The sequence below is a fragment of the Streptomyces sp. NPDC041124 genome (assembly GCF_055592385.1).
This window is the reverse complement of sequence record NZ_JBVIYR010000001.1, coordinates 706,489-729,952: the sequence shown is the minus strand read 5'-3', so window position 1 is coordinate 729,952 and position 23,464 is coordinate 706,489. Positions and strand designations below refer to the sequence as shown.

Genomic DNA, 23,464 nt, shown 5'->3' with positions numbered 1-23,464 from the left:
GACCCCAAGACTTACAACCCTGAGAGGGATTGACGCATAGTGCTCGACGTCAACTTCTTCGACGAGCTCCGGATCGGTCTGGCTACCGCTGACGACATCCGTCAGTGGAGCCACGGCGAGGTCAAGAAGCCCGAGACCATCAACTACCGCACCCTCAAGCCCGAGAAGGACGGACTCTTCTGCGAGAAGATCTTCGGTCCGACCCGGGACTGGGAGTGCTACTGCGGCAAGTACAAGCGCGTCCGCTTCAAGGGCATCATCTGTGAGCGCTGTGGCGTCGAGGTCACGCGCGCCAAGGTGCGCCGCGAGCGGATGGGCCACATCGAGCTCGCCGCTCCCGTCACGCACATCTGGTACTTCAAGGGTGTCCCGAGCCGGCTGGGCTACCTGCTCGACCTGGCTCCCAAGGACCTCGAGAAGGTCATCTACTTCGCGGCGTACATGATCACGTACGTCGACGAGGAGCGCCGCACCCGCGACCTGCCCTCGCTGGAGGCGCACGTCTCCGTCGAGCGCCAGCAGGTGGAGAACCGCCGCGACGCCGACCTCGAGGCCCGCGCCAAGAAGCTCGAGACGGACCTCGCCGAGCTCGAGGCCGAGGGCGCCAAGGCCGACGTGCGCCGCAAGGTGCGCGAGGGTGCCGAGCGTGAGATGAAGCAGCTGCGCGACCGTGCGCAGCGCGAGATCGACCGCCTCGACGAGGTGTGGAGCCGGTTCAAGAACCTCAAGGTCCAGGACCTCGAGGGCGACGAGCTGCTCTACCGCGAGCTGCGTGACCGCTTCGGCACGTACTTCGACGGTTCGATGGGTGCCGCGGCGCTGCAGAAGCGCCTGGAGTCCTTCGACCTCGAGGAGGAGGCCGAGCGTCTCCGCGAGATCATCCGTACCGGCAAGGGCCAGAAGAAGACCCGTGCGCTCAAGCGCCTCAAGGTCGTCTCCGCGTTCCTGCAGACCAGCAACAGCCCCAAGGGCATGGTGCTCGACTGCGTGCCGGTCATCCCGCCGGACCTGCGTCCGATGGTGCAGCTGGACGGTGGCCGCTTCGCGACCTCCGACCTGAACGACCTGTACCGCCGCGTCATCAACCGCAACAACCGCCTGAAGCGGCTTCTCGACCTCGGCGCGCCCGAGATCATCGTGAACAACGAGAAGCGCATGCTCCAGGAGGCCGTCGACGCGCTCTTCGACAACGGCCGCCGCGGCCGCCCGGTGACGGGCCCCGGCAACCGTCCGCTGAAGTCGCTGTCCGACATGCTCAAGGGCAAGCAGGGCCGCTTCCGTCAGAACCTGCTCGGCAAGCGCGTGGACTACTCCGCGCGTTCCGTGATCGTCGTCGGTCCGCAGCTCAAGCTGCACCAGTGCGGTCTGCCGAAGGCGATGGCGCTGGAGCTGTTCAAGCCGTTCGTGATGAAGCGCCTGGTGGACCTCAACCACGCGCAGAACATCAAGTCGGCCAAGCGCATGGTCGAGCGCGGCCGCACCGTGGTGTACGACGTCCTCGAAGAGGTCATCGCCGAGCACCCGGTGCTGCTGAACCGTGCGCCCACCCTGCACCGCCTCGGCATCCAGGCCTTCGAGCCGCAGCTGGTCGAGGGCAAGGCCATCCAGATCCACCCGCTCGTCTGCACCGCGTTCAACGCGGACTTCGACGGTGACCAGATGGCCGTGCACCTGCCGCTGTCCGCGGAGGCGCAGGCCGAGGCCCGCATCCTGATGCTGTCCTCGAACAACATCCTCAAGCCGGCCGACGGCCGCCCGGTGACGATGCCGACCCAGGACATGGTCCTCGGTCTGTTCTTCCTCACCACCGACGGAGAGATGCGCGACCTCAAGGGCGAGGGCCGTTCCTTCGCTTCGGTCGCCGAGGCGATCATGGCCTTCGACGCGGGCGAGCTGTCGCTCCAGTCGAGGATCGACGTCCGCTTCCCGGTCGGCACCATCCCGCCGCGCGGCTGGACCCCGCCGGCGCGCGAGGAGGGTGCTGCGTCCGACGGCGGCTCCGCCGCGGGCGAGTGGCAGCAGGGCGACCCCTTCCGGCTGAACACCACGCTGGGCCGTGCGCTCTTCAACGAGCTGCTGCCCGAGGACTACCCGTTCGTCGACTACGAGGTCGGCAAGAAGCAGCTCTCGGAGATCGTCAACGACCTCGCCGAGCGCTACCCGAAGGTCATCGTGGCGGCGACGCTCGACAACCTGAAGGCGTCCGGCTTCTACTGGGCCACCCGCTCCGGCGTCACCGTCGCCATCTCCGACGTCGTCGTCCCCGAGGCGAAGAAGGAGATCGTCAAGGGCTACGAGGCGCAGGACGAGAAGGTCCAGAAGCAGTACGAGCGCGGTCTGATCACCAAGGACGAGCGCACGCAGGAGCTCATCGCGATCTGGACCAAGGCGACCAACGAGGTCGCCGAGGCGATGAACGACAACTTCCCGAAGACCAACCCGATCTTCATGATGGTGAACTCGGGTGCACGAGGCAACATGATGCAGATGCGTCAGATCGCCGGTATGCGTGGTCTGGTGTCGAACGCGAAGAACGAGACGATCCCGCGTCCGATCAAGGCGTCGTTCCGTGAGGGCCTGTCCGTGCTGGAGTACTTCATCTCCACGCACGGTGCCCGTAAGGGCCTGGCGGACACCGCTCTGCGTACCGCCGACTCGGGTTACCTCACCCGTCGTCTGGTCGACGTCTCCCAGGACGTCATCATCCGCGAGGAGGACTGCGGAACCGACCGCGGTCTGCGCCTCAAGATCGCCAGCCGGGACGAGACGGGCGTGCTCCGCAAGGAGGGCGACGTCGAGACGTCGGTGTACGCGCGCTGCCTCGCCGAGGACATCGTGGTCGACGGCCAGGTGCTGGCCCCGGCCGGCACCGACCTGGGCGACGTCCTCATCGAGGAGCTCGTCTCCCGCGGCGTCGAAGAGGTCAAGACCCGTTCGGTCCTGACCTGCGAGTCCGCCGTCGGCACCTGCGCCATGTGCTACGGCCGTTCGCTGGCCACCGGCAAGCTGGTCGACATCGGTGAGGCGGTCGGCATCATCGCCGCCCAGTCCATCGGTGAGCCCGGTACCCAGCTGACGATGCGTACCTTCCACACCGGTGGTGTGGCCGGTGACGACATCACCCAGGGTCTGCCCCGTGTCGTCGAGCTCTTCGAGGCCCGTACGCCGAAGGGTGTCGCCCCGATCTCCGAGGCCTCCGGCCGCGTGCGGATCGAGGAGACCGAGAAGACCAAGAAGCTCGTCGTCACCCCGGACGACGGCAGCGACGAGACGGCGTTCCCGATCTCCAAGCGTGCCAAGGTCCTGGTGAGCGAGGGCGAGCACGTCGAGGTGGGCCAGCAGCTCACCGTGGGTGCCACCAACCCCCACGACGTGCTGCGCGTCCTGGGCCAGCGCGCCGTCCAGGTCCACCTGGTCGGCGAGGTCCAGAAGGTCTACAACTCGCAGGGCGTGTCGATCCACGACAAGCACATCGAGATCATCATCCGGCAGATGCTGCGCCGGGTGACGATCATCGAGTCGGGCGACGCCGAGCTGCTGCCCGGCGAGCTGGTCGAGCGTTCGAAGTTCGAGACCGAGAACCGTCGTGTGGTCCAGGAGGGCGGTCACCCGGCCTCCGGTCGTCCGCAGCTGATGGGTATCACCAAGGCCTCGCTGGCGACGGAGTCCTGGCTGTCGGCCGCCTCCTTCCAGGAGACGACCCGGGTGCTGACGGACGCGGCGATCAACGCCAAGTCCGACAGCCTCATCGGCCTCAAGGAGAACGTCATCATCGGTAAGCTCATCCCGGCCGGTACGGGCCTGTCCCGCTACCGCAACATCCGGGTCGAGCCGACCGAGGAGGCCAAGGCCGCGATGTACTCGGCCGTCGGCTACGACGACATCGACTACTCGCCGTTCGGCACGGGCTCCGGCCAGGCCGTTCCGCTGGAGGACTACGACTACGGTCCGTACAACCAGTAAGCGGGCAGCTTGATCCGAGGGGCGGTCACTCCGTACGGGGTGGCCGCCCCTCGGCGTCGCGTGCGGGGGCCGGTGGAACCAAACTCCCGGTACGGTGCGTTCAAGTGGGTGAAAGACTGATCAGGGAGATCTGTCCGGGCCCCGGGAGGCAGCCGTGTCGTACCCGACTCCGTGGCAGGGCAACCCGTTGCAGGGGCCCGGCGCTCCGTCGATGCTGGCCTCCCACGCCGATCGTGAGCGCGCGGTGGACGTCCTGCGGGCCGGGTACGGCGAGGGCCGGCTGGACCACCCCGAGTTCGAGAAGCGCGTGGCCCGGGCCTACTCGGCCCGCACGGTGGCGGAGCTGTCGCTGCTGGTCGCCGATCTGCCCCAGGGCCCGATGCCGCAGCCGGTGGCGGCCGCCGGGCCGGTGCCGGCGACGTTCCTGCCCCGGCCGGTGCCCAGGACCAACGGCAAGGCGGTCGCCTCGATGGTCTGCGGCATCCTGTCCGTGGCCACCGGCGGTCTGACCGGGCTCCCGGCCGTGATCCTCGGCCACATGGCGCAGTCGGAGATACGCCGCACCGGCGAGGCCGGTGACGGTTTCGTCCTGACGGGCCTGGTCCTCGGCTGGCTGTCGGTCGCCGGGTGGGTCCTCTTCCTCAGCTTCTTCGTCCTGCTGGCCGCGGTGGCGGGCAGCGCCTGACGACGCTGGTGGGGGCGCTTCCGGGCGTGTCCGGGAGCCGGTGGAGCGAAGGGGGAGAAGTCCGGCGTGTCGGGCCGGGCTCCATTTGTTTTGACCGGAGTCCGTGAGGTAGGTACGCTCATACCTTGTGCCTGGGGTGTGCCCTGGCCTTCGTGCGTGCCATCACACCGCACCGGGGGTCGACAACGGCCACTGTGATTCAGCGCCTTCTTCTGCCTCGCGGTGGGAGTCCGCAGGATTCGACACACCCGACCGCGTGGGTCGGTGACGTTCCAGGTTAGCTTCACCAATCGGCACACAGAAACCGGAGAAGTAGTGCCTACGATCCAGCAGCTGGTCCGCAAGGGCCGGCAGGACAAGGTCGAGAAGAACAAGACGCCCGCACTCGAGGGTTCTCCTCAGCGCCGTGGCGTCTGCACGCGTGTGTTCACGACCACCCCGAAGAAGCCGAACTCGGCCCTGCGTAAGGTCGCGCGTGTGCGTCTGACCAGCGGGATCGAGGTCACCGCTTACATTCCGGGTGAGGGGCACAACCTGCAGGAGCACTCCATCGTGCTCGTGCGCGGCGGCCGTGTGAAGGACCTGCCGGGTGTTCGCTACAAGATCATCCGCGGTTCGCTCGACACCCAGGGTGTCAAGAACCGCAAGCAGGCTCGCAGCCGCTACGGCGCCAAGAAGGAGAAGTAAGAATGCCTCGTAAGGGCCCCGCCCCGAAGCGCCCGGTCATCATCGACCCGGTCTACGGTTCTCCTCTGGTGACCTCCCTGATCAACAAGGTGCTGCTGAACGGCAAGCGCTCCACCGCCGAGCGCATCGTCTACGGCGCCATGGAGGGTCTGCGCGAGAAGACGGGCAACGACCCCGTCATCACGCTGAAGCGCGCCCTGGAGAACATCAAGCCGACCCTCGAGGTCAAGTCCCGCCGTGTCGGTGGCGCCACCTACCAGGTTCCGATCGAGGTCAAGCCCGGTCGTGCCAACACCCTGGCGCTGCGCTGGCTGGTCGGTTACTCCCGCGCCCGTCGCGAGAAGACCATGACCGAGCGTCTGCTCAACGAGCTCCTCGACGCCTCCAACGGCCTCGGTGCCGCTGTGAAGAAGCGCGAGGACACGCACAAGATGGCCGAGTCCAACAAGGCCTTCGCGCACTACCGCTGGTAGTCGCTACCCACATCGAGACCGAGAGAAGACTGAAGCCTTATGGCTACCACTTCACTTGACCTGGCCAAGGTCCGCAACATCGGGATCATGGCCCACATCGACGCGGGCAAGACGACGACCACCGAGCGGATCCTGTTCTACACCGGCGTCTCCTACAAGATCGGTGAGGTCCACGAGGGCGCTGCCACCATGGACTGGATGGAGCAGGAGCAGGAGCGTGGTATCACCATCACCTCCGCCGCGACCACCTGTCACTGGCCGCTCGAGGACAACGACTACACGATCAACATCATCGACACCCCGGGACACGTCGACTTCACCGTCGAGGTGGAGCGCTCGCTGCGCGTCCTCGACGGTGCCGTGACGGTGTTCGACGGTGTCGCCGGTGTCGAGCCGCAGTCCGAGACGGTGTGGCGTCAGGCGGACCGCTACGGCGTTCCGCGTATCTGCTTCGTGAACAAGCTCGACCGCACCGGTGCCGAATTCCTCCGTTGTGTCGACATGATCAGCGACCGCCTGGGTGCGCAGCCGCTCGTCATGCAGCTGCCGATCGGTGCCGAGGCCGACTTCAAGGGCGTCGTCGACCTCGTGACGATGAAGGCCTACGTGTGGTCCGCCGAGGCCACCAAGGGCGAGATGTACGACGTCGTCGACATCCCGGCCACGCACACCGAGGCCGCCGAGGAGTGGCGCGGCAAGCTGCTCGAGGCCGTCGCCGAGAACGACGAAGAGCTGATGGAGCTGTACCTGGAGGGCACCGAGCCCACCACGGAGCAGCTGTACGCCGCGATCCGTCGCATCACCATCGCCTCCGGCAAGTCCACCGAGACCACCGTCACCCCGGTGTTCTGCGGCACCGCGTTCAAGAACAAGGGCGTGCAGCCCCTGCTCGACGCGGTCGTGCGCTACCTGCCGACCCCCCTCGACGTCGAGGCCATCGAGGGCCACGACCCGAAGGACGCGGAGAAGGTCGTCGCGCGCAAGCCGTCGGAGGACGAGCCGCTCGCCGCGCTCGCCTTCAAGATCATGAGCGACCCGCACCTCGGCAAGCTCACCTTCGTCCGGGTCTACTCGGGCCGCCTGGAGTCCGGCACCGCGGTGCTGAACTCCGTGAAGGGCAAGAAGGAGCGCATCGGCAAGATCTACCGCATGCACGCCAACAAGCGTGAGGAGATCGAGTCGGTGGGCGCCGGCGACATCGTCGCCGTCATGGGTCTGAAGCAGACCACCACCGGTGAGACGCTGTCCGACGACAAGAGCCCGGTCATCCTGGAGTCCATGGACTTCCCGGCGCCGGTCATCCAGGTCGCCATCGAGCCCAAGTCGAAGGGCGACCAGGAGAAGCTCGGCGTCGCGATCCAGCGCCTGGCCGAGGAGGACCCGTCCTTCCAGGTCCACTCGGACGAGGAGACCGGCCAGACCATCATCGGTGGTATGGGCGAGCTGCACCTCGAGGTGCTGGTCGACCGTATGCGCCGTGAGTTCAAGGTCGAGGCCAACGTCGGCAAGCCTCAGGTCGCCTACCGTGAGACGATTCGCAAGACCGTCGAGCGCGTGGACTACACCCACAAGAAGCAGACCGGTGGTACCGGTCAGTTCGCCAAGGTGCAGATCGCGATCGAGCCGATCGAGGGCGGCGACGCCTCCTACGAGTTCGTGAACAAGGTCACCGGTGGCCGCATCCCGAAGGAGTACATCCCTTCGGTCGACGCCGGTGCTCAGGAGGCCATGCAGTTCGGCATCCTGGCCGGCTACGAGATGACGGGCGTCCGCGTCACGCTCATCGACGGTGGCTACCACGAGGTCGACTCCTCCGAGCTCGCGTTCAAGATCGCCGGTTCGCAGGCCTTCAAGGAGGCCGCGCGCAAGGCTTCGCCCGTGCTCCTGGAGCCGATGATGGCCGTCGAGGTCACCACGCCCGAGGACTACATGGGTGAGGTCATCGGCGACATCAACTCCCGCCGTGGCCAGATCCAGGCCATGGAGGAGCGGGCCGGTGCCCGCGTCGTGAAGGGTCTCGTGCCCCTCTCGGAGATGTTCGGTTACGTCGGCGACCTGCGCAGCAAGACGTCCGGCCGTGCCAGCTACTCCATGCAGTTCGACTCCTACGCCGAGGTTCCGCGGAACGTCGCCGAGGAGATCATCGCGAAGGCCAAGGGCGAGTAAGGGACTCCGTTTAACGGATCCCCGTCCACGCTTTAGGCTTGACCCCGGAGCCTGCAAGTGGGTATTCCGCCGCCACCCTGGCGGAATGCCCCGGGCCCGGGTTTCCCAGCAAAGATCACCTGGCGCCGATGAAGTAAGGCGTACAGAACCACTCCACAGGAGGACCCCAGTGGCGAAGGCGAAGTTCGAGCGGACTAAGCCGCACGTCAACATCGGCACCATCGGTCACATCGACCACGGTAAGACGACCCTCACGGCCGCCATTACCAAGGTGCTGCACGACGCGTACCCGGACCTGAACGAGGCCTCGGCCTTCGACCAGATCGACAAGGCTCCCGAAGAGCGCCAGCGCGGTATCACGATCTCGATCTCGCACGTCGAGTACCAGACCGAGTCGCGTCACTACGCCCACGTCGACTGCCCCGGTCACGCGGACTACATCAAGAACATGATCACGGGTGCGGCGCAGATGGACGGCGCCATCCTCGTGGTCGCCGCCACCGACGGCCCGATGCCGCAGACCAAGGAGCACGTGCTCCTGGCCCGCCAGGTCGGCGTTCCGTACATCGTCGTCGCCCTGAACAAGGCCGACATGGTGGACGACGAGGAGATCCTGGAGCTCGTCGAGCTCGAGGTCCGCGAGCTGCTCTCCGAGTACGAGTTCCCGGGCGACGACCTTCCCGTCGTCAAGGTCTCGGCGCTCAAGGCCCTCGAGGGTGACAAGGAGTGGGGTGAGTCCGTCCTCAACCTGATGAAGGCCGTGGACGAGGCCATCCCGTCGCCCGAGCGTGACGTCGACAAGCCGTTCCTGATGCCGATCGAGGACGTCTTCACGATCACTGGTCGTGGCACCGTCGTCACCGGTCGTATCGAGCGCGGCGTGCTCAAGGTCAACGAGACCGTCGACATCATCGGCATCAAGACCGAGAAGACCACCACCACGGTCACCGGTATCGAGATGTTCCGGAAGCTGCTCGACGAGGGCCAGGCCGGTGAGAACGTCGGTCTGCTGCTCCGCGGCATCAAGCGCGAGGACGTCGAGCGCGGCCAGGTCATCATCAAGCCGGGCTCGGTCACCCCGCACACCGAGTTCGAGGCCCAGGCCTACATCCTGTCGAAGGACGAGGGTGGCCGTCACACCCCGTTCTTCAACAACTACCGCCCGCAGTTCTACTTCCGTACGACGGACGTGACCGGCGTCGTGACCCTCCCCGAGGGCACCGAGATGGTCATGCCGGGTGACAACACCGAGATGAAGGTGGAGCTCATCCAGCCCGTCGCCATGGAGGAGGGCCTGAAGTTCGCCATCCGTGAGGGTGGCCGGACCGTGGGCGCCGGCCAGGTCACCAAGATCAACAAGTGAGCTTGTTGATCTGACCTGGTAGCTCCAGCGCGAGCACCGAGGAAGGGCCCGTACGACTTCGGTCGTGCGGGCCCTTTCGCTGTGCCGGCGTCAACTCCGGCGGCGTTGCGTTCACTCGATGGCGCGAAAGTCGGGCATGTGCGGGCGGCACATGCTCCACCGCCCCTAGCTTCGGCTCATGGTCAGCTCATCCCATGAGGCCCTGCACCGGATCTTCCAGCAGGAACCGGGCCTCTTCTCGCGCGTCGCCAGGAACCTCGGCGTCGCCTTCCCCCCACCCGTGTCCGCCTCGGAGCTCTCCACCGACCTCACGGAGATCCAGCCGCTGGAGCGCCGGGTGGACACGTTGCTGCGGATGGACACCGAGGACGGCAGTTTCGTCCTCGCCGTCGAGTCGCAGAGCCGGCCGAGCGCGGACAAGCCGGCCAGCTGGGCCTACTACCTGTCCCACGTCTACGCCAAGTACGGCGTCCCGCCAGTGCTCCTCGTCGTGTGCCCGGACCGGAAGACGGCTGCCTGGGCAGCCCAGCAGTTCGACATTGGGCCGCGCCAGTGGCCCTCGCTCACCCTGCGGCCCCTGGTCCTGGGCCCCAGCGACGTGCCGGTGATCGACAGCCCCGACGAGGCCGCACGGGACATCCCGCTCACCATCCTGTCGGCGGCTGTTCACCGCTCGGATCCGGAAGCCGATGCCATACTGAACGCGCTGGCAAAGGCGCTGAAAGGCCTGTCGGCCGACGACGAGAGCAGCGCGGGCACCTTCATCGAACTCATGGAACAAGGGCTCGGCACGACGCGGGCCGCGGAACTCTGGAGGCATCTCATGGCCGTCGACCTCTCGTTCTTCCAGTCGCAGACCGCGCAGCAGCTCCGGGCGGAGGGCGAGGCGAAGGCGCTGCTGCTCCTGCTCGGTCACCGGGGTGTCGAGGTCGGCGAGGGGGACCGGGAGCGGATCGTCGGCTGCGGGGATCCCGATGTGCTGGATGAGTGGTTCAGGAGAGCTCTCACCGCCGGTTCGATGGCGGAGGTCTTCGCGCCGGCCGGAGAGTCCGGTCTCGCGGACTGATGGACCTCTCCTTCTTCCAGTCGCAGACCGCTCAGCAGCTTCGAGCCGAGGGCCGGGCGGAGGGCGAGGCGAAGGCGCTGCTGCTCCTGCTCGGTCACCGGGGTGTCGAGGTCGGTGAGGGGGACCGGGAGCGGATCGTCGGCTGCGGGGATCCCGATGTACTGGATGAGTGGTTCAGGCGGGCCCTCACCGCCGGGTCGATGGCGGAGGTGTTCGGGGGCGGGGTGGGCTGAGGGGTGCCGGAGCGGCCCCGGGGCGCCGTGGAGGCGTGCCCGGGGCCGCTCGGTTCCCCCTGGGTGGGACAGTCAGGTGCGCTGCCACAGGGCCGGGACGTTGGGGGGCTCCCAGCCGGGCTGGGCCTGGTGGGCCTGGAGGCAGCGGTAGGTGGCGCTGCCGTAGGTCACCGTGTCGCCGGCCTGGTAGACGGTGCCCGTGGACCAGGTGCCGCCGGGCTCCTCCCCGGGCGGGTCGTCGTCGCCGGTCGTCTTCAGGGTGAGGCCGTAGTTCTGGAGGAGCGGGTTGATCGGCTGGTGGAAGGTGGTGCCGCCGCTGCCGCAGTTGCCGGAGCCGCCCGAGGTGACGCCCTGTGCCTGGCTGCCGGAGATGTACGAGCCGCCCGAGTCACCGGGCTCGGCGCACACCGTGGTCCGGGTGACGCCGGTGATGGTGCCCTCGGGGTAGGTCACGCTGGTGTTGTGCTGCTGGATGGTGCCGCAGTGCCAGCCGGTGGTGGAGCCGGAGCGGCAGACCGAGGCGCCGACCGCGGCCTGCGCGGAACCGGTGACCTGGACGTCCTGGCCGCCCGCCCCCTTCACGTACGGCGTCGCCGTCCACTGGGCGTTGGTGGCCACCCACGCCATGTCCCGGCCGGGGAAGACCGAGCCCTGGAAGGTGCCCTGGGCCACCCGGTTGTGGCCGCTGGTGCTGTTGCCGGTCCGTCCGCAGTGGCCCGCCGTGGCGTAGCCCTGCTGGGTCCCCCTGGTGACGGGGAAGCCGATGGAGCAGCGGCCGCTGTTGTTGATGTAGTACGCCTCGCCGCCCCGCAGGTCGTACAGCGCGCGGGGCCGGTCGGCGGACTTCTCGACGCGGGCCAGGGAGGCGTCTACGCCGGCCGCGGCCAGCAGGGCGCGGGCCGCGGCGGGGCGTACCGCCCGGACGACGACCTGGTTGGTGCGGACGTCCACGTACCAGACGGGGGCGTCGGTGCTGTCGTGGTGCCGCGCCGCCCGGTCGACGCGGGCCTTGGCGGCGTCCAGCTCGGCCAGGGTGTGGCGCACGACGGCGGCCCGGGCGCCCTGCGCCTCGACGGTCCGTACGTCGGTGGTGTCCGTCGTCGCCACGGTCAGGGTGCCTGACACGGCGCCGTGCACCCACGCGCCCGCGAAGTCGGCGCCCAGTGCCGCGCGGAGGCGGCCGGCGGTGGCGCCGGCCTCGGCCTCGTTGGCCAGGCGCCGCTCCGCCTGTGCGCGGTCCAGGCCGAGGTCGCGTTCCATGGCCCTGAGGAGGGCGGGCGGGGCGGCGTCCGTGTGCAGGGTCCGGGCGGCGGAGGGGGCGGCGGGTCCCGCGCTCGCGGAGCCGCTGAGCCCGGCCCCGAGCAGCGCGGCCGTCGCCGCGACGGCGGCACCCACGGCTCTGGTACGTCGGGAAAGGCGTCGGTGGGGCATGGGGCATCTCCTCGGTCTCGGTGGGGAGGTGCCGAAACCGTAGGGAGGGCCGCCCGGGGGCCGTAAGACGTCGGCCGGCCCCCTCCCTCGCGTTATGGAACGGCCTGGGCGGCGCGCCAGCGCGTGTAGCTGCCGCTGCGTGCCGCCACGTCCGCGTGGGCCAGCCGGGCCTGCTCCAGCACGGTGACCGCGGTCTCCGCCCGCAGTGTCTGGCGGTGCCAGCCGAGCAGGTGCCGCCAGGTCAGCGGGGTCCCGGTGAGCGGCCGGATGACGATCCCGGGTGTGTCGGGGAAGGTCGCCCGGCACAGCCCGACCGCCCGGCCGACCTGGACCAGGTGGACCAGGGAGGAGGTGTCCGTCTCGTACATGCGGTGCGGGGTGAAGCCGGCGCGGGCGCATGCCGCGGTGAAGCAGTCCCCGAAGCAGCCGTCGCCCGGGACGCAGGCCCACTGCTCACGGGCGCACGCGCCCAGGTCCACCTCGCCGGGGCGGGCGAGCGCGTGCTCCTCCGGCACCATGACGAACACCGGGTCGGTCGCCACCTCCTGCCAGACCAGGTCCTCCGCCCCGGGTGGCGCCGCCGAGCCGCAGGTCCCCGTGAGGGCGAAGTCCAGCCGGCCCTCGGTCAGCAGCGCGGCCAGTTCCCGCTCGGACCAGGAGGCGCAGGTCGTCACCCGGGCGTCGGGGGTCACCTCGGCCAGCCGGTCCACCACCGCCCCGAGCAGGGGGCCGTGGGTGCCGCCGAGCCGGAAGCACGCCGTCGCGCGGGGCGTCCGGGCGAACCGGGCCGCCTCCTGTTGCAGCTCGGTCACCGCCGGCAGCACGATCCGGCTGCGTTCCAGCACGAGTTCGCCCAGCGCGGTGGCCCGCACGCCGTGCCGTCCGCGCTCGAACAGGGTGCCGCCCAGGGCGCGTTCGATCCGCTTGAGCTGGGCGCTCAGCGCGGGTTGGGCGAGCCCCAGGTCGGTCGCCGCCCGGGTGAGGCTGCCCGCGTCAGCGATCGCGCGGATCGCCCTCAGATGCCGTAACTCCAGCTCCATGAGGGGAGCTTGAGGGGTGGGAGGGGCGGGGGCAAGGGGTTGGTACGGACCTGGTGTGCGGGCAGGTCGTCAGTGTGGGCGGCGCAGGCCGTCGACGAGGGTGCCGGTCAGGCGGCGGGCGTGGTAGTCCGGGTCGCTCTCCGCGCCGATGCAGAGGTTGCCCACGCCGCGCATGAGGGTGAGGGCGTCGATGTCGGCGCGGATCTCCCCGGCGGTGACCGCGGCGTCGAGGAGCTCGGCGCAGACCGGGACGAGCCGGTCGAGGAAGTAGTCGTGCAGGGCGGCGAAGCCCGCCTGGTCGGAGCGCAGGACGGCGGCGAGGCCGTGCTTGGTGACCAGGAAGTCGACGAAGAGGTCGATCCACTGCCGTAGGGCCGCGTGCGGGGTCGGGGCGGCGGCCAGGAGGGCCGGGCCGGCGTCGGCGCAGGCGTCGACCTGGTGCCGGTAGACGGCGATGATCAGGTCCGCCCGGGTCGGGAAGTGGCGGTAGAGGGTGCCGAGGCCGACGCCGGCCCGGGAGGCGATGTCGCGCACCGGGGCGTCCACGCCCGAGGTGACGAAGACCGCGGCGGCCGCTTCGAGCAGCGTCTCCTTGTTGCGCCGGGCGTCCTTCCGGCGTGTCGGGGCCGCGGGCCCGCCGTCCGCGTCGCCGCCCCGGTCACTCTGGTTCACCGCGTCATTCCCCTTCCCGCTCTCGCGCGCTCCCGCATGGTCTCACGCACGCCCGCGCGCTCGCGCACGCTCGCCCTTGCCAAAGCGGAACAGTGTTCCGTATCGTTCCAGGTGTACCGGAACGACGTTCCGTTTCGGTTTCCTTCCGTCATGACGTCATGAGGAGGCACCGCCATGCAGTACCGCACCCTGGGTCGGACCGGCGTACAGGTCAGCACTCTCGCGCTAGGCGCGATGAACTTCGGGGCGATCGGACGCACCACCCAGGACGAGGCCACCGCCCTCGTCGACGCGGCCCTGGAGGCCGGCGTCAACCTGATCGACACCGCCGACCGGTACAGCGGCGGTCAGTCGGAGGAGATGGTCGGCAAGGCCATCGCCGGCCGCCGCGACGACATCGTGCTGGCCACGAAGGCGACCATGCCGATGGGGGAGGAGCGCAACCACAGGGGCGGCTCGCGCCGCTGGCTGGTCACCGCGCTGGAGGACAGCCTGCGCCGGCTCGGCGTGGACCACGTCGACCTCTACCAGATGCACCGCTGGGACCCGGAGACCAGCGACGAGGAGACCCTGTCCGCGCTGACCGACCTGCAACGCGCGGGAAAGATCCGTTACTTCGGCTCCTCCACCTTTCCCGCGTACCGCATCGTGCAGGGACAGTGGGCCGCACGCGATCTGCGGCTCGGCCGGTACGTCACCGAGCAGCCCAGCTACTCGATCCTGCAACGCGGGGTCGAGGCCCACGTCCTGCCCGTGACCGAGGAGTACGGGCTCGGCGTGCTGGTGTGGAGCCCACTGGCCTCGGGCTGGCTGTCGGGCGCGATCCGCGAGGGCCGGTCCATCGCCACCAGCCGCTCGGCGGTCATGCCGGAACGCTTCGACCTCTCCCTCCCGGCCAACCGCGCCCGGCTCGACGCCGTCGAGCGGCTGGCCGCGGTCGCCGAGGGGGCCGGGCTGACCATGATCCAGCTGGCGCTGGGCTTCGTGACCGCGCATCCCGCCGTGACCAGCGCGCTCATCGGGCCGCGCACGCCGGACCACCTGCGGACGCAGCTCGCCGCCGCCGACACCGTGCTCTCCGCCGACGTCCTCGACGCGATCGACGAGATCGTCGCCCCGGGCGTCGACCTGGCCCCGCACGAGAAGTTCGACACGCCGCCTGCGCTGCTCGACGCGTCACTGCGCCGCCGCCGCTGACCCCTCGGAGGTCCGTACCCCCATGTCACCCGCACCCCGGCCCCGTTTCGGCATCATGACCGCCCCGACGCAGGTCGGCTACGACGACGTCCTGCGCGTCTGGCGTGAGGCCGACGCCGTCCCGGAGATCGAGCACGCCTGGCTCTTCGACCACCTCATGCCCATCTTCGGCGACCCGTGGGGCCCGGCCTTCGAGGGCTGGACGCTGCTCTCCGCCCTCGCGGCGCAGACCCGCCGGCTGCGGCTGGGGGTGATGGTCACCAGCAACCGGTTCCGGCCGCCCGCGCTGCTCGCCAAGATCGCCACGACCGTCGACATCGTCTCCGGCGGACGCCTCGACTTCGGTATCGGCGTGGGGTCCCGCCCGAACCCGCCCGAGGCCCGGCGCGAGTACCCGGCGCACGGCCTGCCCTTCCAGCCCCCCGCACAGGCCGTGGAGAGCCTCGCCGAGGCCTGCGCGCTGATCCGGCGGCTGTGGACCGAGGAGGAGCCCTTCGACTTCCACGGCACCCACCACCACCTCACCGGGGCGTTCGGCAACCCCAAGCCCGTGCAGCGCCCTCACCCGCCGATCCTCATCGGCGGGCGCTCCTCGGCGACGCTGCGGGTGGTCGCGGAACACGCGGACCTCTGGAACGTCCCCGGCGGCGACCGGGACGACGTGGCCCGCCGCGGCGCCCTGCTGGACCGCTACTGCGCGGAGATCGGCCGCGATCCCGACTCGATCGTCCGCTCGGTCCACCTGCCCGTCGACACCGACCGGCCCGGTGACACGCGGGAGGCGATCGGTGAGGCGCTCGACGCCGGCTTCCGGCACATCGTCCTCGGCCTGCCGGCGCCGTACCCCGAGGGCGTCGCACGGTGGGCCGCCGCCGAACTGATCCGTCCCTCTGTCTGAAGCGCCGCCGGGGAGGGCCGGCGGCGGCCAGGGGGAGCCGGCCGCCGCCGGGAACGTCCGACCCGTGCACGGGTATTGACGGGCCGCCCGGCCGAACCGTAGCGTCCGCCCATCCCTAATGTTTCGAGATGGCTTTCGAAACATTCGAGACCGACGATGGGAATGAGACTCCCCGCATGAGATCCATTCGTTTCGCCACGGTGGCCCTCGCCACCGCCGCCCTGACGCTGCCCCTCGTGACGGGCTCGGCCGCCGCCGGCCCATCGACCGACCGGAAGGGCGCGCCGCACTCCCACGCCCAGCACGACCGGCTGCGCGAGGCCGCCCCCGAGGGCTTCGTCGTGGGCTCCGCCGTCGCCGGCGGCGGCCACCACCTGGAGCAGGACTACCCGGACCCCTTCACGTACGACAAGGAGTACCGGAAGGTCCTGGGCCGCCAGTTCAGTTCGGTCTCCCCCGAGAACCAGATGAAGTGGGACCACATCCACCCCGAGCGGGACCGCTACGACTTCCAGCAGGCCGACGCGATCGTCGACTTCGCCCGGCACAACAAGCAGGTCGTACGCGGCCACACCCTGCTGTGGCACAGCCAGAACCCCGCGTGGCTGGAGCAGGGCGACTTCTCCAAGGCGGAACTGCGCGCCATCCTGCGCGAACACATCACCACCGTCGTCGGCCGCTACGCCGGAAAGATCCAGCAGTGGGACGTCGCGAACGAGATCTTCGACGACCAGGGCAACCTGCGCACCCAGGACAACATCTGGATCCGCGAACTGGGGCCGGGCGTCGTCGCCGACGCGTTCCGCTGGGCCCACAAGGCCGACCCGAAGGCGAAGCTCTTCTTCAACGACTACAACGTCGAGGGGATCAACGCCAAGAGCGACGCCTACTACACCCTCGTCCAGGACCTGCTCCGGCAGGGCGTCCCCGTCGACGGCTTCTCCGTACAGGGCCACCTGAGCACGCGCTACGGCTTCCCGGGTGACCTGGAGGACAACCTGAGCCGGTTCGACGCGCTCGGCATGGAGACCGCCGTCACCGAACTCGACGTGCGCATGGACCTGCCGGAGAGCGGCGAGCCCACCGCGGAGCAGAAGCGCAAGCAGGCCGACTACTACCAGCGGACGCTCCAGGCGTGCCTGGCCGTCGACGGCTGCAACTCGTTCACCATCTGGGGCTTCACCGACAAGTACTCGTGGGTCCCGGTGTTCTTCGAGGGCGAGGGCTACGCCACCGTCATGACCGACACGTACGAGCGCAAGCCCGCCTTCCACGCCCTGCGGGACACGCTGAGGGAAGCGGCCCGGGAGGACGACTGCGACAAGCGCGGGAAGCACCACGGGCACGGGCACGGGAAGGGCTGAGCAGACAGGACGGGGCCGCCCCTGATGGGGGAGGCCCCGTCGGCTCGCTCCGCACCGGCTCAGGCCTTGCGGGCCACCGCCACGTAGGCGCCGCTGAGGACGCCCTCCTGTCCCGGCACCGGCTCACCGAGTTCGGGATGCCACCCCTCCGCGGCCACCATGCCCGGGTCGACGACCTCGAGCCCTTCGAAGAACCGGGCGAACCGCTCCCGGCTGCGCATGTCCATGGTGAGCCCGCCCGCCCGGTAGAGGTCGACGACCTTCTTCGACGCCTCCTCCGGGTGGAAATCGGGCGTGAGGTGCGACATGACCAGGTAACTGCCCGGCGCCAGTTCCTCCTTGAGCCGCTCCACCAGCTCGTACGCCCCGTCCTCGTCGCTGATGAAGTGCAGCAGCGCGATCAGCGACAGCGCGACGGGCCGCTCGAAGTCGAGCGTCTTGCGCGCCTGCTCGATGATGGCGCCGGTGTCGCGGGCGTCCGCCTGCACGTAGTCGACCACCCCCTCGGGGGTGCCCCGCAGCAGCGCCTCGGCGTGGACGAGGACGATCGGGTCGTTGTCGCAGTACACGACCCGGGCATCGGGGGCGACGCCCTGCGCCACCTGGTGCAGGTTCGGCTCCGTCGGGATGCCGGTTCCGATGTCGATGAACTGGCGCACTCCCTGGTCCGCGACCCAGCGGGTGGCCCGGTGCATGAACGCCCGGTTCATCCGCGCCATGACCGGAATGACCGGCGCGAACCCCACGAGCTGGCGGCCCAGCTCCTCGTCCACCGGATAGTTGTCCTTGCCGCCGAGGAACCAGTCGTACATCCGCGCGGGATGCGGCTTGCTGGTGTCGATGTGTACGGGAGCGTCGTCCGTACCGGAGTCCTGCTGGTCCACCGTGAATCCCCTTGTCACACACGGGAGTTGGCCTGCGAGTGCCGTGGGCCGCCACGATATCCGGGTCCGGGGCGGTGCGATGGGAGCGGGGCGTCCTCGCGCCGCGGATCGCCGCCCCCGCGTCGGTGGCGGCGAGGGGAGCCCGGCGGTCAGGGGTGCAGGGGCAGCGAAGCGTGCTCCGTGTCCGGCTGACCTGGCTCACCTGGCTCACCCAGGAGTGTGAAGCGCGCCCTTGGTGACGCCTCGGAGCGCTGACGCCGCGGCGGCCTGCCTCACCAGACGCCTTCGGCGACCTCGTCGAGGACGAGGGTCCACTGGGACTGCTCGTCCTCGAAGGGAAGGGGATCGAATGCCTCGATCCGCGCGCGCAGCCGGTCCAGCCGCTCGTCGACGCCGTCCGCGTCGTCCTCCGGCTCCTGCTCGAACCGCTTGAGGAGGAGCAGGGCGTAGGCGAGGGACTCCACGTCGCGGTGCAGCTGCGTGTAGGCGTCCAGGGGCTCGCCCTCGCCGAAGGCGTACACCTTTCCGCTCTCCGGGTCGAGGGCGAGGAGCGAGGCGGCGAAGTGGGCCAGCACTAGCCAGGTGCGGCATTCCTCGGGCAGGGTGCCGTCCTCGGGTCCGAACCACTCCGCCAGGTCGACCGACTCCTCCTGGCCGACGCTGGCCTTCGACATGAAGTACGCCTCGTCCGGGAGGCCGACGCCGCTGAGGAAGTCCGCCGTGCGGGGGTCGAGACGGTTGCCCGGGCCGTGGTGGCGGGGGAAGTACACGACACCGGTCAGGCCGAACGCGCTGAGCAGTTCGTCTGCCGAGACTGCGAAACTCATGGGAAACCTTCGTGCTTCGTCGCGGGCGGGACCGATGCTATCGGCCGTGTGACTCCTGGAGTTCCTTCATGTACCGCTGGTGCTCCACGTCCCGGCGGTGCCGTGGGACCGTCTGGTCGTACTCGTTCGTGTGGTGGACCGCCCTCGCCTCGGGGAAGTGCCGGTCCAGCCAGCGGTCACAGCTGGGTTTGAGCTGGCAGGGTTCCCGCTCGGTGAAGACCTCTTTGAGGCCCGACTGCTTCCCGTTGTGCAGCAGCGGATAGCCGATGGAGCGTTCGGAGTGCATGCTCTTCTCGCTGTAGCCGACGAGGATGCTCTCCCCCCGGCCGTCCGGGTCTACGTACCGGCCCGCGGCGTAGTTGTTCCCGCTGTAGTCGTCGCGGGCGTAGCGGGCGAGCTGAGTGGCCTGCCCGAGTTCGTCCGCGTAGGGATCGACCTTGGTCGACCGCACCGTGCCGGTGTGCGTGTTGGGTACCGCCGTGTCGGCCTGGTCGCGCCGGCTCTGCGGGCGCCAGGCCTTGCCGTTGTCGAGGACGCCGTCCAGACGGTCCTTGTCGGTGTTGTCGAGGTGGTGCAGTCTGCCGTCGGCGTCCAGGCGCTGGACGGTGCCGTCGGTGCTCAGCAGATAGGTGCGGACGTCCTCGCACTCCTCGACGTCCCGTTTGGTCCTGCGTTCCCGGTCCTTGTGGTCCTTCCCGCTCTTGCCGATGTCGCCGCCGTGCTTCTCGAGCACGTCGAGCGTCTCGTCGACCTTCTTGTCGACGGCGTCCTCGCACTTGTCCATGACGGTGGCGAGTTTGTGGAAGCGGCTGTCCTTCTTGACGGCACCGCGGCGAGTGGTGCCCCCGGTCTTGTGGTCGCCCTTCTTCTTGTCGAAGTTCTCGCGGGTGGTGCCGTAGTCACCGGCGGCCCGGTCGAAGTCGTCGAACTCGATGGCCAGGTCGTAGGCCAGATCGGAGCCGCCGGGAGCGTACCGGGACGGATCCTCGTCACCGGTGTCGAGGCGGTCGGTGAAGACGTCCTCGATCTTCCCGAGGATCTTGGCCTCGATCCTCTCGGTGACGACCTTGGTGATCTCCCCGACCGCGTAGTCGATGGCCTCGTGGAGGGCGATGCGGCAGGCGGCCACCGCGGCCGCGCTCAGCACGCCGCTGGCGCCGAAGGTGAAGAACATGCCGATGACTCCCGCGGTGGCGGTGACCGCGGTAGCGGAGAGCTCGGCGATGCAGGCGATCTTGCAGCCCTCGACGAAGCCGGCACAGTCGTCGAGCGCCCCGGCCAGGTCGTCGAGGGCGCCCGCGAACGTGGTGAGGTCCTTGGTCGTGAGCCGGCCCCAGCGGCGGTCGATCGCGTTGACGGTCTTGCCCTTGCTGCGGCCGCCGACGATGTGGGCGCAGGCCTTGTTGCCGTCGGTGATGACGTCCCGTATGCCTTCGGCGAGATTGCGGTAGTCCTTGGCCGAGGCGCGCACCTCGTCCTCGTCGATCTGGGGCCACTGCACGCCGACCAGGTCGAGTACCTCGACGAGTTCGTCGGGCAGCTTCATCCCCATGCGACGCATCCCCCCCAGTGGATCAACCCCCTCACTCTTGCGATTCGAGTGAGTGTTCGTCAATCGCTCCTGTGCACGGCCATGGTGACGGTGGTGGGGATCCGGTGCGAAGAATGTGACGTGCCGTCACCGTGCCTGCAGGCAGAGCACCGCCTCGTCGGTGCCGACCACCACCACCTCGTCGGGGGTGAGCGCCAGGGCGTTGACCGGCAGCCCGGGATGGAAGACACGCGTCTCGCCCGTGCCGGGCCGGTGGTACTGGATCAGACCGTCCGCCCAGCCGACCGCCAGCGCCGGCCCAGCAGGGGTGAGGGCGCAGCCGAGGGCGGCCACGGCGCAGGGCCGTTCGGCGACGGGCGCGGACAAGGGCTCGCGGCCGGGCGCCCACACCCGGACCCGGCCGTCGACGCCACCGCTGTACACCAGCGGCGTCACCTGCCCGCCGTCCCCGATCGGGACGTCGGCCAGCCCCAGGGCGACGACCCGCCCCTGGTGGAGGTGAGCGGTGCGCGGGCCCGGCGAGCCCTCGTCGAACGGGACGACATGCACCGCGCCGTCCTCGTCACCGACGGCCGCCGCCCGGCCCGACGCCGCGAGCGCGGACCCCGGGACGTCCGCCAGCCGGGCCGTGAGGGCACGGGCGGCCGTCTCGCCCGGGGCGGGATCGTCCCCGAGCAGTGAGGCCAGGCCAAAAGGGCGCCGAGCGGTCGGCAACCGGCGTGTGTGCAACCGCCCTTGGCCGTCGAGCACCCACACCGTGCCGTCGGGCAGCGCACACAGAGCGGTGACCTCGGGCACCGGAGGGGACAGACGACCCGTGGCGGCCGCGTCGGCGAGCGCGGCGGTGCGGACGACTCCTCGGTGATCGGCCACCAGGAAGAGGCCCTCCAGCGGGCCGGAACCCGCGGTCAGAGCGAGGGCGGGGCCGGGCCAGGGCGGAGTGACGTCCCCGCGGGTCCGGGACCAGACCGGCTCCCAGGGCGCGCCCGCCGAGAGCTCGGCCAGCGCGGGCCTCAGCCGCGGGTCGGCGCCGTCACCCAGAGCGGTCAGCAGGACGAGAGCCCGCTCGGCGGGCGACTGGTCGCGCACGAGCGACTGCCCGGCCCGCAGCCAGGCCGCCCGCAGGTCCCCGTTCCCGCCCGCCCCTGCCTCGTACGCGGCGGTGACCCGCACCGGGTCCGCCGTGCAGACGACGGCCGGGTCGTCGAGGTCCAGCGGGGCCGTGTCCGTGCCGTCCGGCTCCCGGCCGGCCGGATGACGATCCGGGGCGGTCCGCGCGGCACGCCACGCGGCACGGCGGACCGGGTCCGTCCAGCGGTCCTCGTCGAGGTCCAGCACTGCGGGCGCGCACCCGGCGAGCAGCGCCGTCGCGTCATGACCGGTCCGTGTCTCCACGATCAGGCGTACGTGCTCCAGCCCTGCCAGGCCGACGGCCAGCCGGGCCACGGCCCCGGCGTCCGCGGCCGCGTGCAGATCGGGCAGTACGGCGACGGTGCGACGCCCGTCGGCGGCCAGGGCCGTGAGCAGTTCCCCCGGCGCCCGGGCCACCACGCCGAGCTGTTCGGCCAGCGTCCACGTCGTGCCCCGTACCCCCTGCCCGGCCAGGGGCACGAACGCGTGCACCCGCCGCGCCGGCGCGGTCGCCGAACGGGTCCCGTGCGCCACCAGCCAGGCGAGCAGCGCGGACTTCCCGCACCCCGCGCCGCCGGACACCACACACAGACGGGGCGCCTTAGGGTCCGCCAGCCACGCCAGCAGCGCGGCCGCGGCCGGCTCCCGGCCCTCCGCCGGCCGCGCCCAAGCGTCGTCGCTCACCTCCGCCCCGCCCGCTCGGCCGCGTACGTGATGAGCTCCTTGATCCCCGTCTCGCGGGAGGCCGCGTCGGACCCGTAGTCGAAGCTGTGGGTGAACTCCGCTGACGGGAAGGCCCGGTGCATCCACGCCGCGCAGTAGTGGCCCGGCATCATGCACGGTGCGAGCTCGGTGTACACCCGCCGCACCCGCTCCGCCGCCACGCCCTCCCGTTGCAGCCTCCGCCAGACGATCTCCTCCGGATGCGCGCGCCCCGGCCCGGTCGCCCCGGTGGTGATCTGCTTCCGGCCTGCGTCGTCGAGGTACTCGAAAGCGGCGGAGAACGGGAAGTTCAGGGTGTGGCGTACGTCGTCGAGCACGCGTGGCCACCAGCTCTCCCGCTCCTCGAACGCCGCCGCGTCGTTCCTCCGCAGTTCCTCGTTCAGCTCCCGGAAGGCCGCGGCGGCGTCCGGCAGATCCGAGGACGCCGCGATCACCGGGAGCACGCGGTCGAGGACGGCCAGGCCGGCGTTGAGCGCGGCGGGGTTGGTGTTCACAAACATGTCGTCCTCCTCGGCCCCTAGGAACACCGCCTGCACCGCGCCGTCCGGCCGCACGCACAGCTGCGCCAGTCCGTCGTCCCCGAGCCGTGCCCAGTTCTCCAGCTCCGCGGGCGGACGCTCCCGCCCCTGCTGGCCCGCGAACACCCCCAGGGGGAGCGCGTCCCCGTCGTCGGCGGCACGGAAGTACGGCGGCACGTGCACGGGCACGCCGACCTCCGTCAGCAGCGTCCGTGCGGTCTCGGGCATCCGCACCCCGTAGGATCCGGCCGTACCGAACGGACGCAGACCGTCCCGGCCGAAGTGGACGAGGGCCGGATCCGGAGCAGGCGTTGACATGGAGTACCTCACGTGACCGACGGGGCGGAAGACGTTCATGACCCTAGGCCGCGGGACGCCCCGGACGCATGACCCGTCCCGTGACGCACAGCGACCGGACATCACCCGCACGGGGATAGGTGCCCCGGCGGGTCGGTCCGTCGTGAGGGGCTCCGCCGTCGTCGGCATCCGGACTCCGTACGGGCTGTCCAGATAGCGGACATTCCGGCTTGCCCCTTGGTATCGCGTTAACACGCGAGTAACACTGGGAGGGTCGGCCGTCCTGTCGTATAC

At 70.0% G+C, this 23,464-nt stretch carries 19 protein-coding genes; 11 read left to right on the top strand and 8 right to left on the bottom strand.

The window, feature by feature from the left end; genetic code table 11:
• Window positions 1-39 precede the first annotated feature (39 nt).
• The 8 genes from ACZ6A9_RS03435 to ACZ6A9_RS03400 all read left to right on the top strand — a co-directional run bounded on the left by ACZ6A9_RS03435 (window position 40) and on the right by ACZ6A9_RS03400 (window position 10,636).
• The gene (locus ACZ6A9_RS03435) at window positions 40-3,963 is read left to right on the top strand and encodes a DNA-directed RNA polymerase subunit beta' (RefSeq protein ID WP_468977267.1); all 3,924 of its coding nucleotides are present in this window, start codon (window positions 40-42) and stop codon (window positions 3,961-3,963) included.
• A gap of 154 nt (window positions 3,964-4,117) precedes the next feature.
• Complete coding sequence (locus tag ACZ6A9_RS03430; RefSeq protein WP_468977264.1) at window positions 4,118-4,648, top strand: DUF1707 and DUF4190 domain-containing protein; 531 nt, start codon at window positions 4,118-4,120, stop codon at window positions 4,646-4,648.
• 315 nt (window positions 4,649-4,963) lie between these two features.
• Entirely contained in the window at window positions 4,964-5,335 is a 372-nt protein-coding gene (gene rpsL / locus ACZ6A9_RS03425; protein WP_003948652.1) for a 30S ribosomal protein S12, read from the top strand.
• A 2-nt stretch (window positions 5,336-5,337) separates the two neighbouring features.
• The gene (gene rpsG, locus ACZ6A9_RS03420) at window positions 5,338-5,808 is read left to right on the top strand and encodes a 30S ribosomal protein S7 (RefSeq protein ID WP_003974303.1); all 471 of its coding nucleotides are present in this window, start codon (window positions 5,338-5,340) and stop codon (window positions 5,806-5,808) included.
• Window positions 5,809-5,847: 39 nt separating this feature from the next.
• Window positions 5,848-7,974, top strand: a complete 2,127-nt coding sequence (fusA, locus tag ACZ6A9_RS03415) for an elongation factor G (protein WP_468977262.1) — start codon at window positions 5,848-5,850, stop codon at window positions 7,972-7,974.
• 169 nt (window positions 7,975-8,143) lie between these two features.
• Window positions 8,144-9,337 carry an elongation factor Tu gene (gene tuf, locus ACZ6A9_RS03410; protein ID WP_468977258.1) on the top strand — a complete coding sequence of 398 codons (1,194 nt, stop codon included), beginning with the start codon at window positions 8,144-8,146 and terminating at the stop codon, window positions 9,335-9,337.
• A 178-nt stretch (window positions 9,338-9,515) separates the two neighbouring features.
• Window positions 9,516-10,403: a hypothetical protein gene (locus ACZ6A9_RS03405; RefSeq protein ID WP_468977255.1), complete on the top strand. Its 888-nt coding sequence runs from the start codon at window positions 9,516-9,518 to the stop codon at window positions 10,401-10,403.
• A complete protein-coding gene (locus ACZ6A9_RS03400) occupies window positions 10,403-10,636 on the top strand; it encodes a hypothetical protein (RefSeq protein ID WP_468977253.1) in 234 nt (77 codons plus the stop codon). The genes ACZ6A9_RS03405 and ACZ6A9_RS03400 overlap by 1 nt, the downstream gene beginning before the upstream one ends.
• 72 nt (window positions 10,637-10,708) lie before the next feature.
• On the opposite strand, the gene ACZ6A9_RS03395 is transcribed toward ACZ6A9_RS03400, so the two are convergent.
• The 3 genes from ACZ6A9_RS03395 to ACZ6A9_RS03385 all read right to left on the bottom strand — a co-directional run bounded on the left by ACZ6A9_RS03395 (window position 10,709) and on the right by ACZ6A9_RS03385 (window position 13,779).
• Window positions 10,709-12,067 carry an alpha-lytic protease prodomain-containing protein gene (locus tag ACZ6A9_RS03395; protein WP_468977251.1) on the bottom strand — a complete coding sequence of 453 codons (1,359 nt, stop codon included), beginning with the start codon at window positions 12,065-12,067 and terminating at the stop codon, window positions 10,709-10,711.
• A gap of 92 nt (window positions 12,068-12,159) precedes the next feature.
• Window positions 12,160-13,107: a LysR family transcriptional regulator gene (locus ACZ6A9_RS03390; RefSeq protein ID WP_468977249.1), complete on the bottom strand. Its 948-nt coding sequence runs from the start codon at window positions 13,105-13,107 to the stop codon at window positions 12,160-12,162.
• 69 nt (window positions 13,108-13,176) lie between these two features.
• Entirely contained in the window at window positions 13,177-13,779 is a 603-nt protein-coding gene (locus ACZ6A9_RS03385) for a TetR/AcrR family transcriptional regulator (RefSeq protein WP_468977247.1), read from the bottom strand.
• 174 nt (window positions 13,780-13,953) lie between these two features.
• Here ACZ6A9_RS03385 and ACZ6A9_RS03380 point away from each other — a divergent pair, with 174 nt between their 5' ends.
• The 3 genes from ACZ6A9_RS03380 (at window position 13,954) to ACZ6A9_RS03370 (ending at window position 17,238) form a co-directional block, all read left to right on the top strand.
• Complete coding sequence (locus tag ACZ6A9_RS03380) at window positions 13,954-14,976, top strand: aldo/keto reductase (protein WP_468977244.1); 1,023 nt, start codon at window positions 13,954-13,956, stop codon at window positions 14,974-14,976.
• A 22-nt stretch (window positions 14,977-14,998) separates the two neighbouring features.
• Window positions 14,999-15,874 (top strand): LLM class flavin-dependent oxidoreductase, encoded by an 876-nt coding sequence (locus ACZ6A9_RS03375; RefSeq protein WP_468977242.1) that lies wholly within the window; start codon window positions 14,999-15,001, stop codon window positions 15,872-15,874.
• A 176-nt stretch (window positions 15,875-16,050) separates the two neighbouring features.
• Window positions 16,051-17,238: an endo-1,4-beta-xylanase gene (locus ACZ6A9_RS03370; RefSeq protein ID WP_468977240.1), complete on the top strand. Its 1,188-nt coding sequence runs from the start codon at window positions 16,051-16,053 to the stop codon at window positions 17,236-17,238.
• A 59-nt stretch (window positions 17,239-17,297) separates the two neighbouring features.
• On the opposite strand, the gene ACZ6A9_RS03365 is transcribed toward ACZ6A9_RS03370, so the two are convergent.
• From ACZ6A9_RS03365 to ACZ6A9_RS03345, 5 genes are all read right to left on the bottom strand, one after another.
• Window positions 17,298-18,122 carry an SAM-dependent methyltransferase gene (locus ACZ6A9_RS03365; RefSeq protein ID WP_468977238.1) on the bottom strand — a complete coding sequence of 275 codons (825 nt, stop codon included), beginning with the start codon at window positions 18,120-18,122 and terminating at the stop codon, window positions 17,298-17,300.
• Window positions 18,123-18,394: 272 nt separating this feature from the next.
• A complete protein-coding gene (locus ACZ6A9_RS03360; protein ID WP_468977236.1) occupies window positions 18,395-18,949 on the bottom strand; it encodes an SUKH-4 family immunity protein in 555 nt (184 codons plus the stop codon).
• 37 nt (window positions 18,950-18,986) lie between these two features.
• Entirely contained in the window at window positions 18,987-20,501 is a 1,515-nt protein-coding gene (locus tag ACZ6A9_RS03355; protein WP_468977232.1) for a nucleic acid/nucleotide deaminase domain-containing protein, read from the bottom strand.
• Window positions 20,502-20,627: 126 nt separating this feature from the next.
• Window positions 20,628-22,316, bottom strand: a complete 1,689-nt coding sequence (locus tag ACZ6A9_RS03350) for a hypothetical protein (protein WP_468977229.1) — start codon at window positions 22,314-22,316, stop codon at window positions 20,628-20,630.
• The gene (locus ACZ6A9_RS03345) at window positions 22,313-23,191 is read right to left on the bottom strand and encodes a nucleic acid/nucleotide deaminase domain-containing protein (protein ID WP_468977226.1); all 879 of its coding nucleotides are present in this window, start codon (window positions 23,189-23,191) and stop codon (window positions 22,313-22,315) included. The genes ACZ6A9_RS03350 and ACZ6A9_RS03345 overlap by 4 nt, the downstream gene beginning before the upstream one ends.
• Between the last annotated feature and the right edge of the window lie 273 nt (window positions 23,192-23,464).

Coding starts and splice junctions, on each gene's coding strand:
- ACZ6A9_RS03405 (WP_468977255.1), top strand. CDS start 9,516: ATGGTCAGCTCATCCCATGAGGCCCTGCACCGGATCTTCCAGCAGGAA.
- rpsG (WP_003974303.1), top strand. CDS start 5,338: ATGCCTCGTAAGGGCCCCGCCCCGAAGCGCCCGGTCATCATCGACCCG.
- ACZ6A9_RS03345 (WP_468977226.1), bottom strand. CDS start 23,191: ATGTCAACGCCTGCTCCGGATCCGGCCCTCGTCCACTTCGGCCGGGAC.
- ACZ6A9_RS03360 (WP_468977236.1), bottom strand. CDS start 18,949: ATGAGTTTCGCAGTCTCGGCAGACGAACTGCTCAGCGCGTTCGGCCTG.
- ACZ6A9_RS03375 (WP_468977242.1), top strand. CDS start 14,999: ATGTCACCCGCACCCCGGCCCCGTTTCGGCATCATGACCGCCCCGACG.
- fusA (WP_468977262.1), top strand. CDS start 5,848: ATGGCTACCACTTCACTTGACCTGGCCAAGGTCCGCAACATCGGGATC.
- ACZ6A9_RS03380 (WP_468977244.1), top strand. CDS start 13,954: ATGCAGTACCGCACCCTGGGTCGGACCGGCGTACAGGTCAGCACTCTC.
- ACZ6A9_RS03370 (WP_468977240.1), top strand. CDS start 16,051: ATGAGATCCATTCGTTTCGCCACGGTGGCCCTCGCCACCGCCGCCCTG.
- ACZ6A9_RS03355 (WP_468977232.1), bottom strand. CDS start 20,501: ATGGGGATGAAGCTGCCCGACGAACTCGTCGAGGTACTCGACCTGGTC.
- ACZ6A9_RS03400 (WP_468977253.1), top strand. CDS start 10,403: ATGGACCTCTCCTTCTTCCAGTCGCAGACCGCTCAGCAGCTTCGAGCC.
- ACZ6A9_RS03390 (WP_468977249.1), bottom strand. CDS start 13,107: ATGGAGCTGGAGTTACGGCATCTGAGGGCGATCCGCGCGATCGCTGAC.
- ACZ6A9_RS03395 (WP_468977251.1), bottom strand. CDS start 12,067: ATGCCCCACCGACGCCTTTCCCGACGTACCAGAGCCGTGGGTGCCGCC.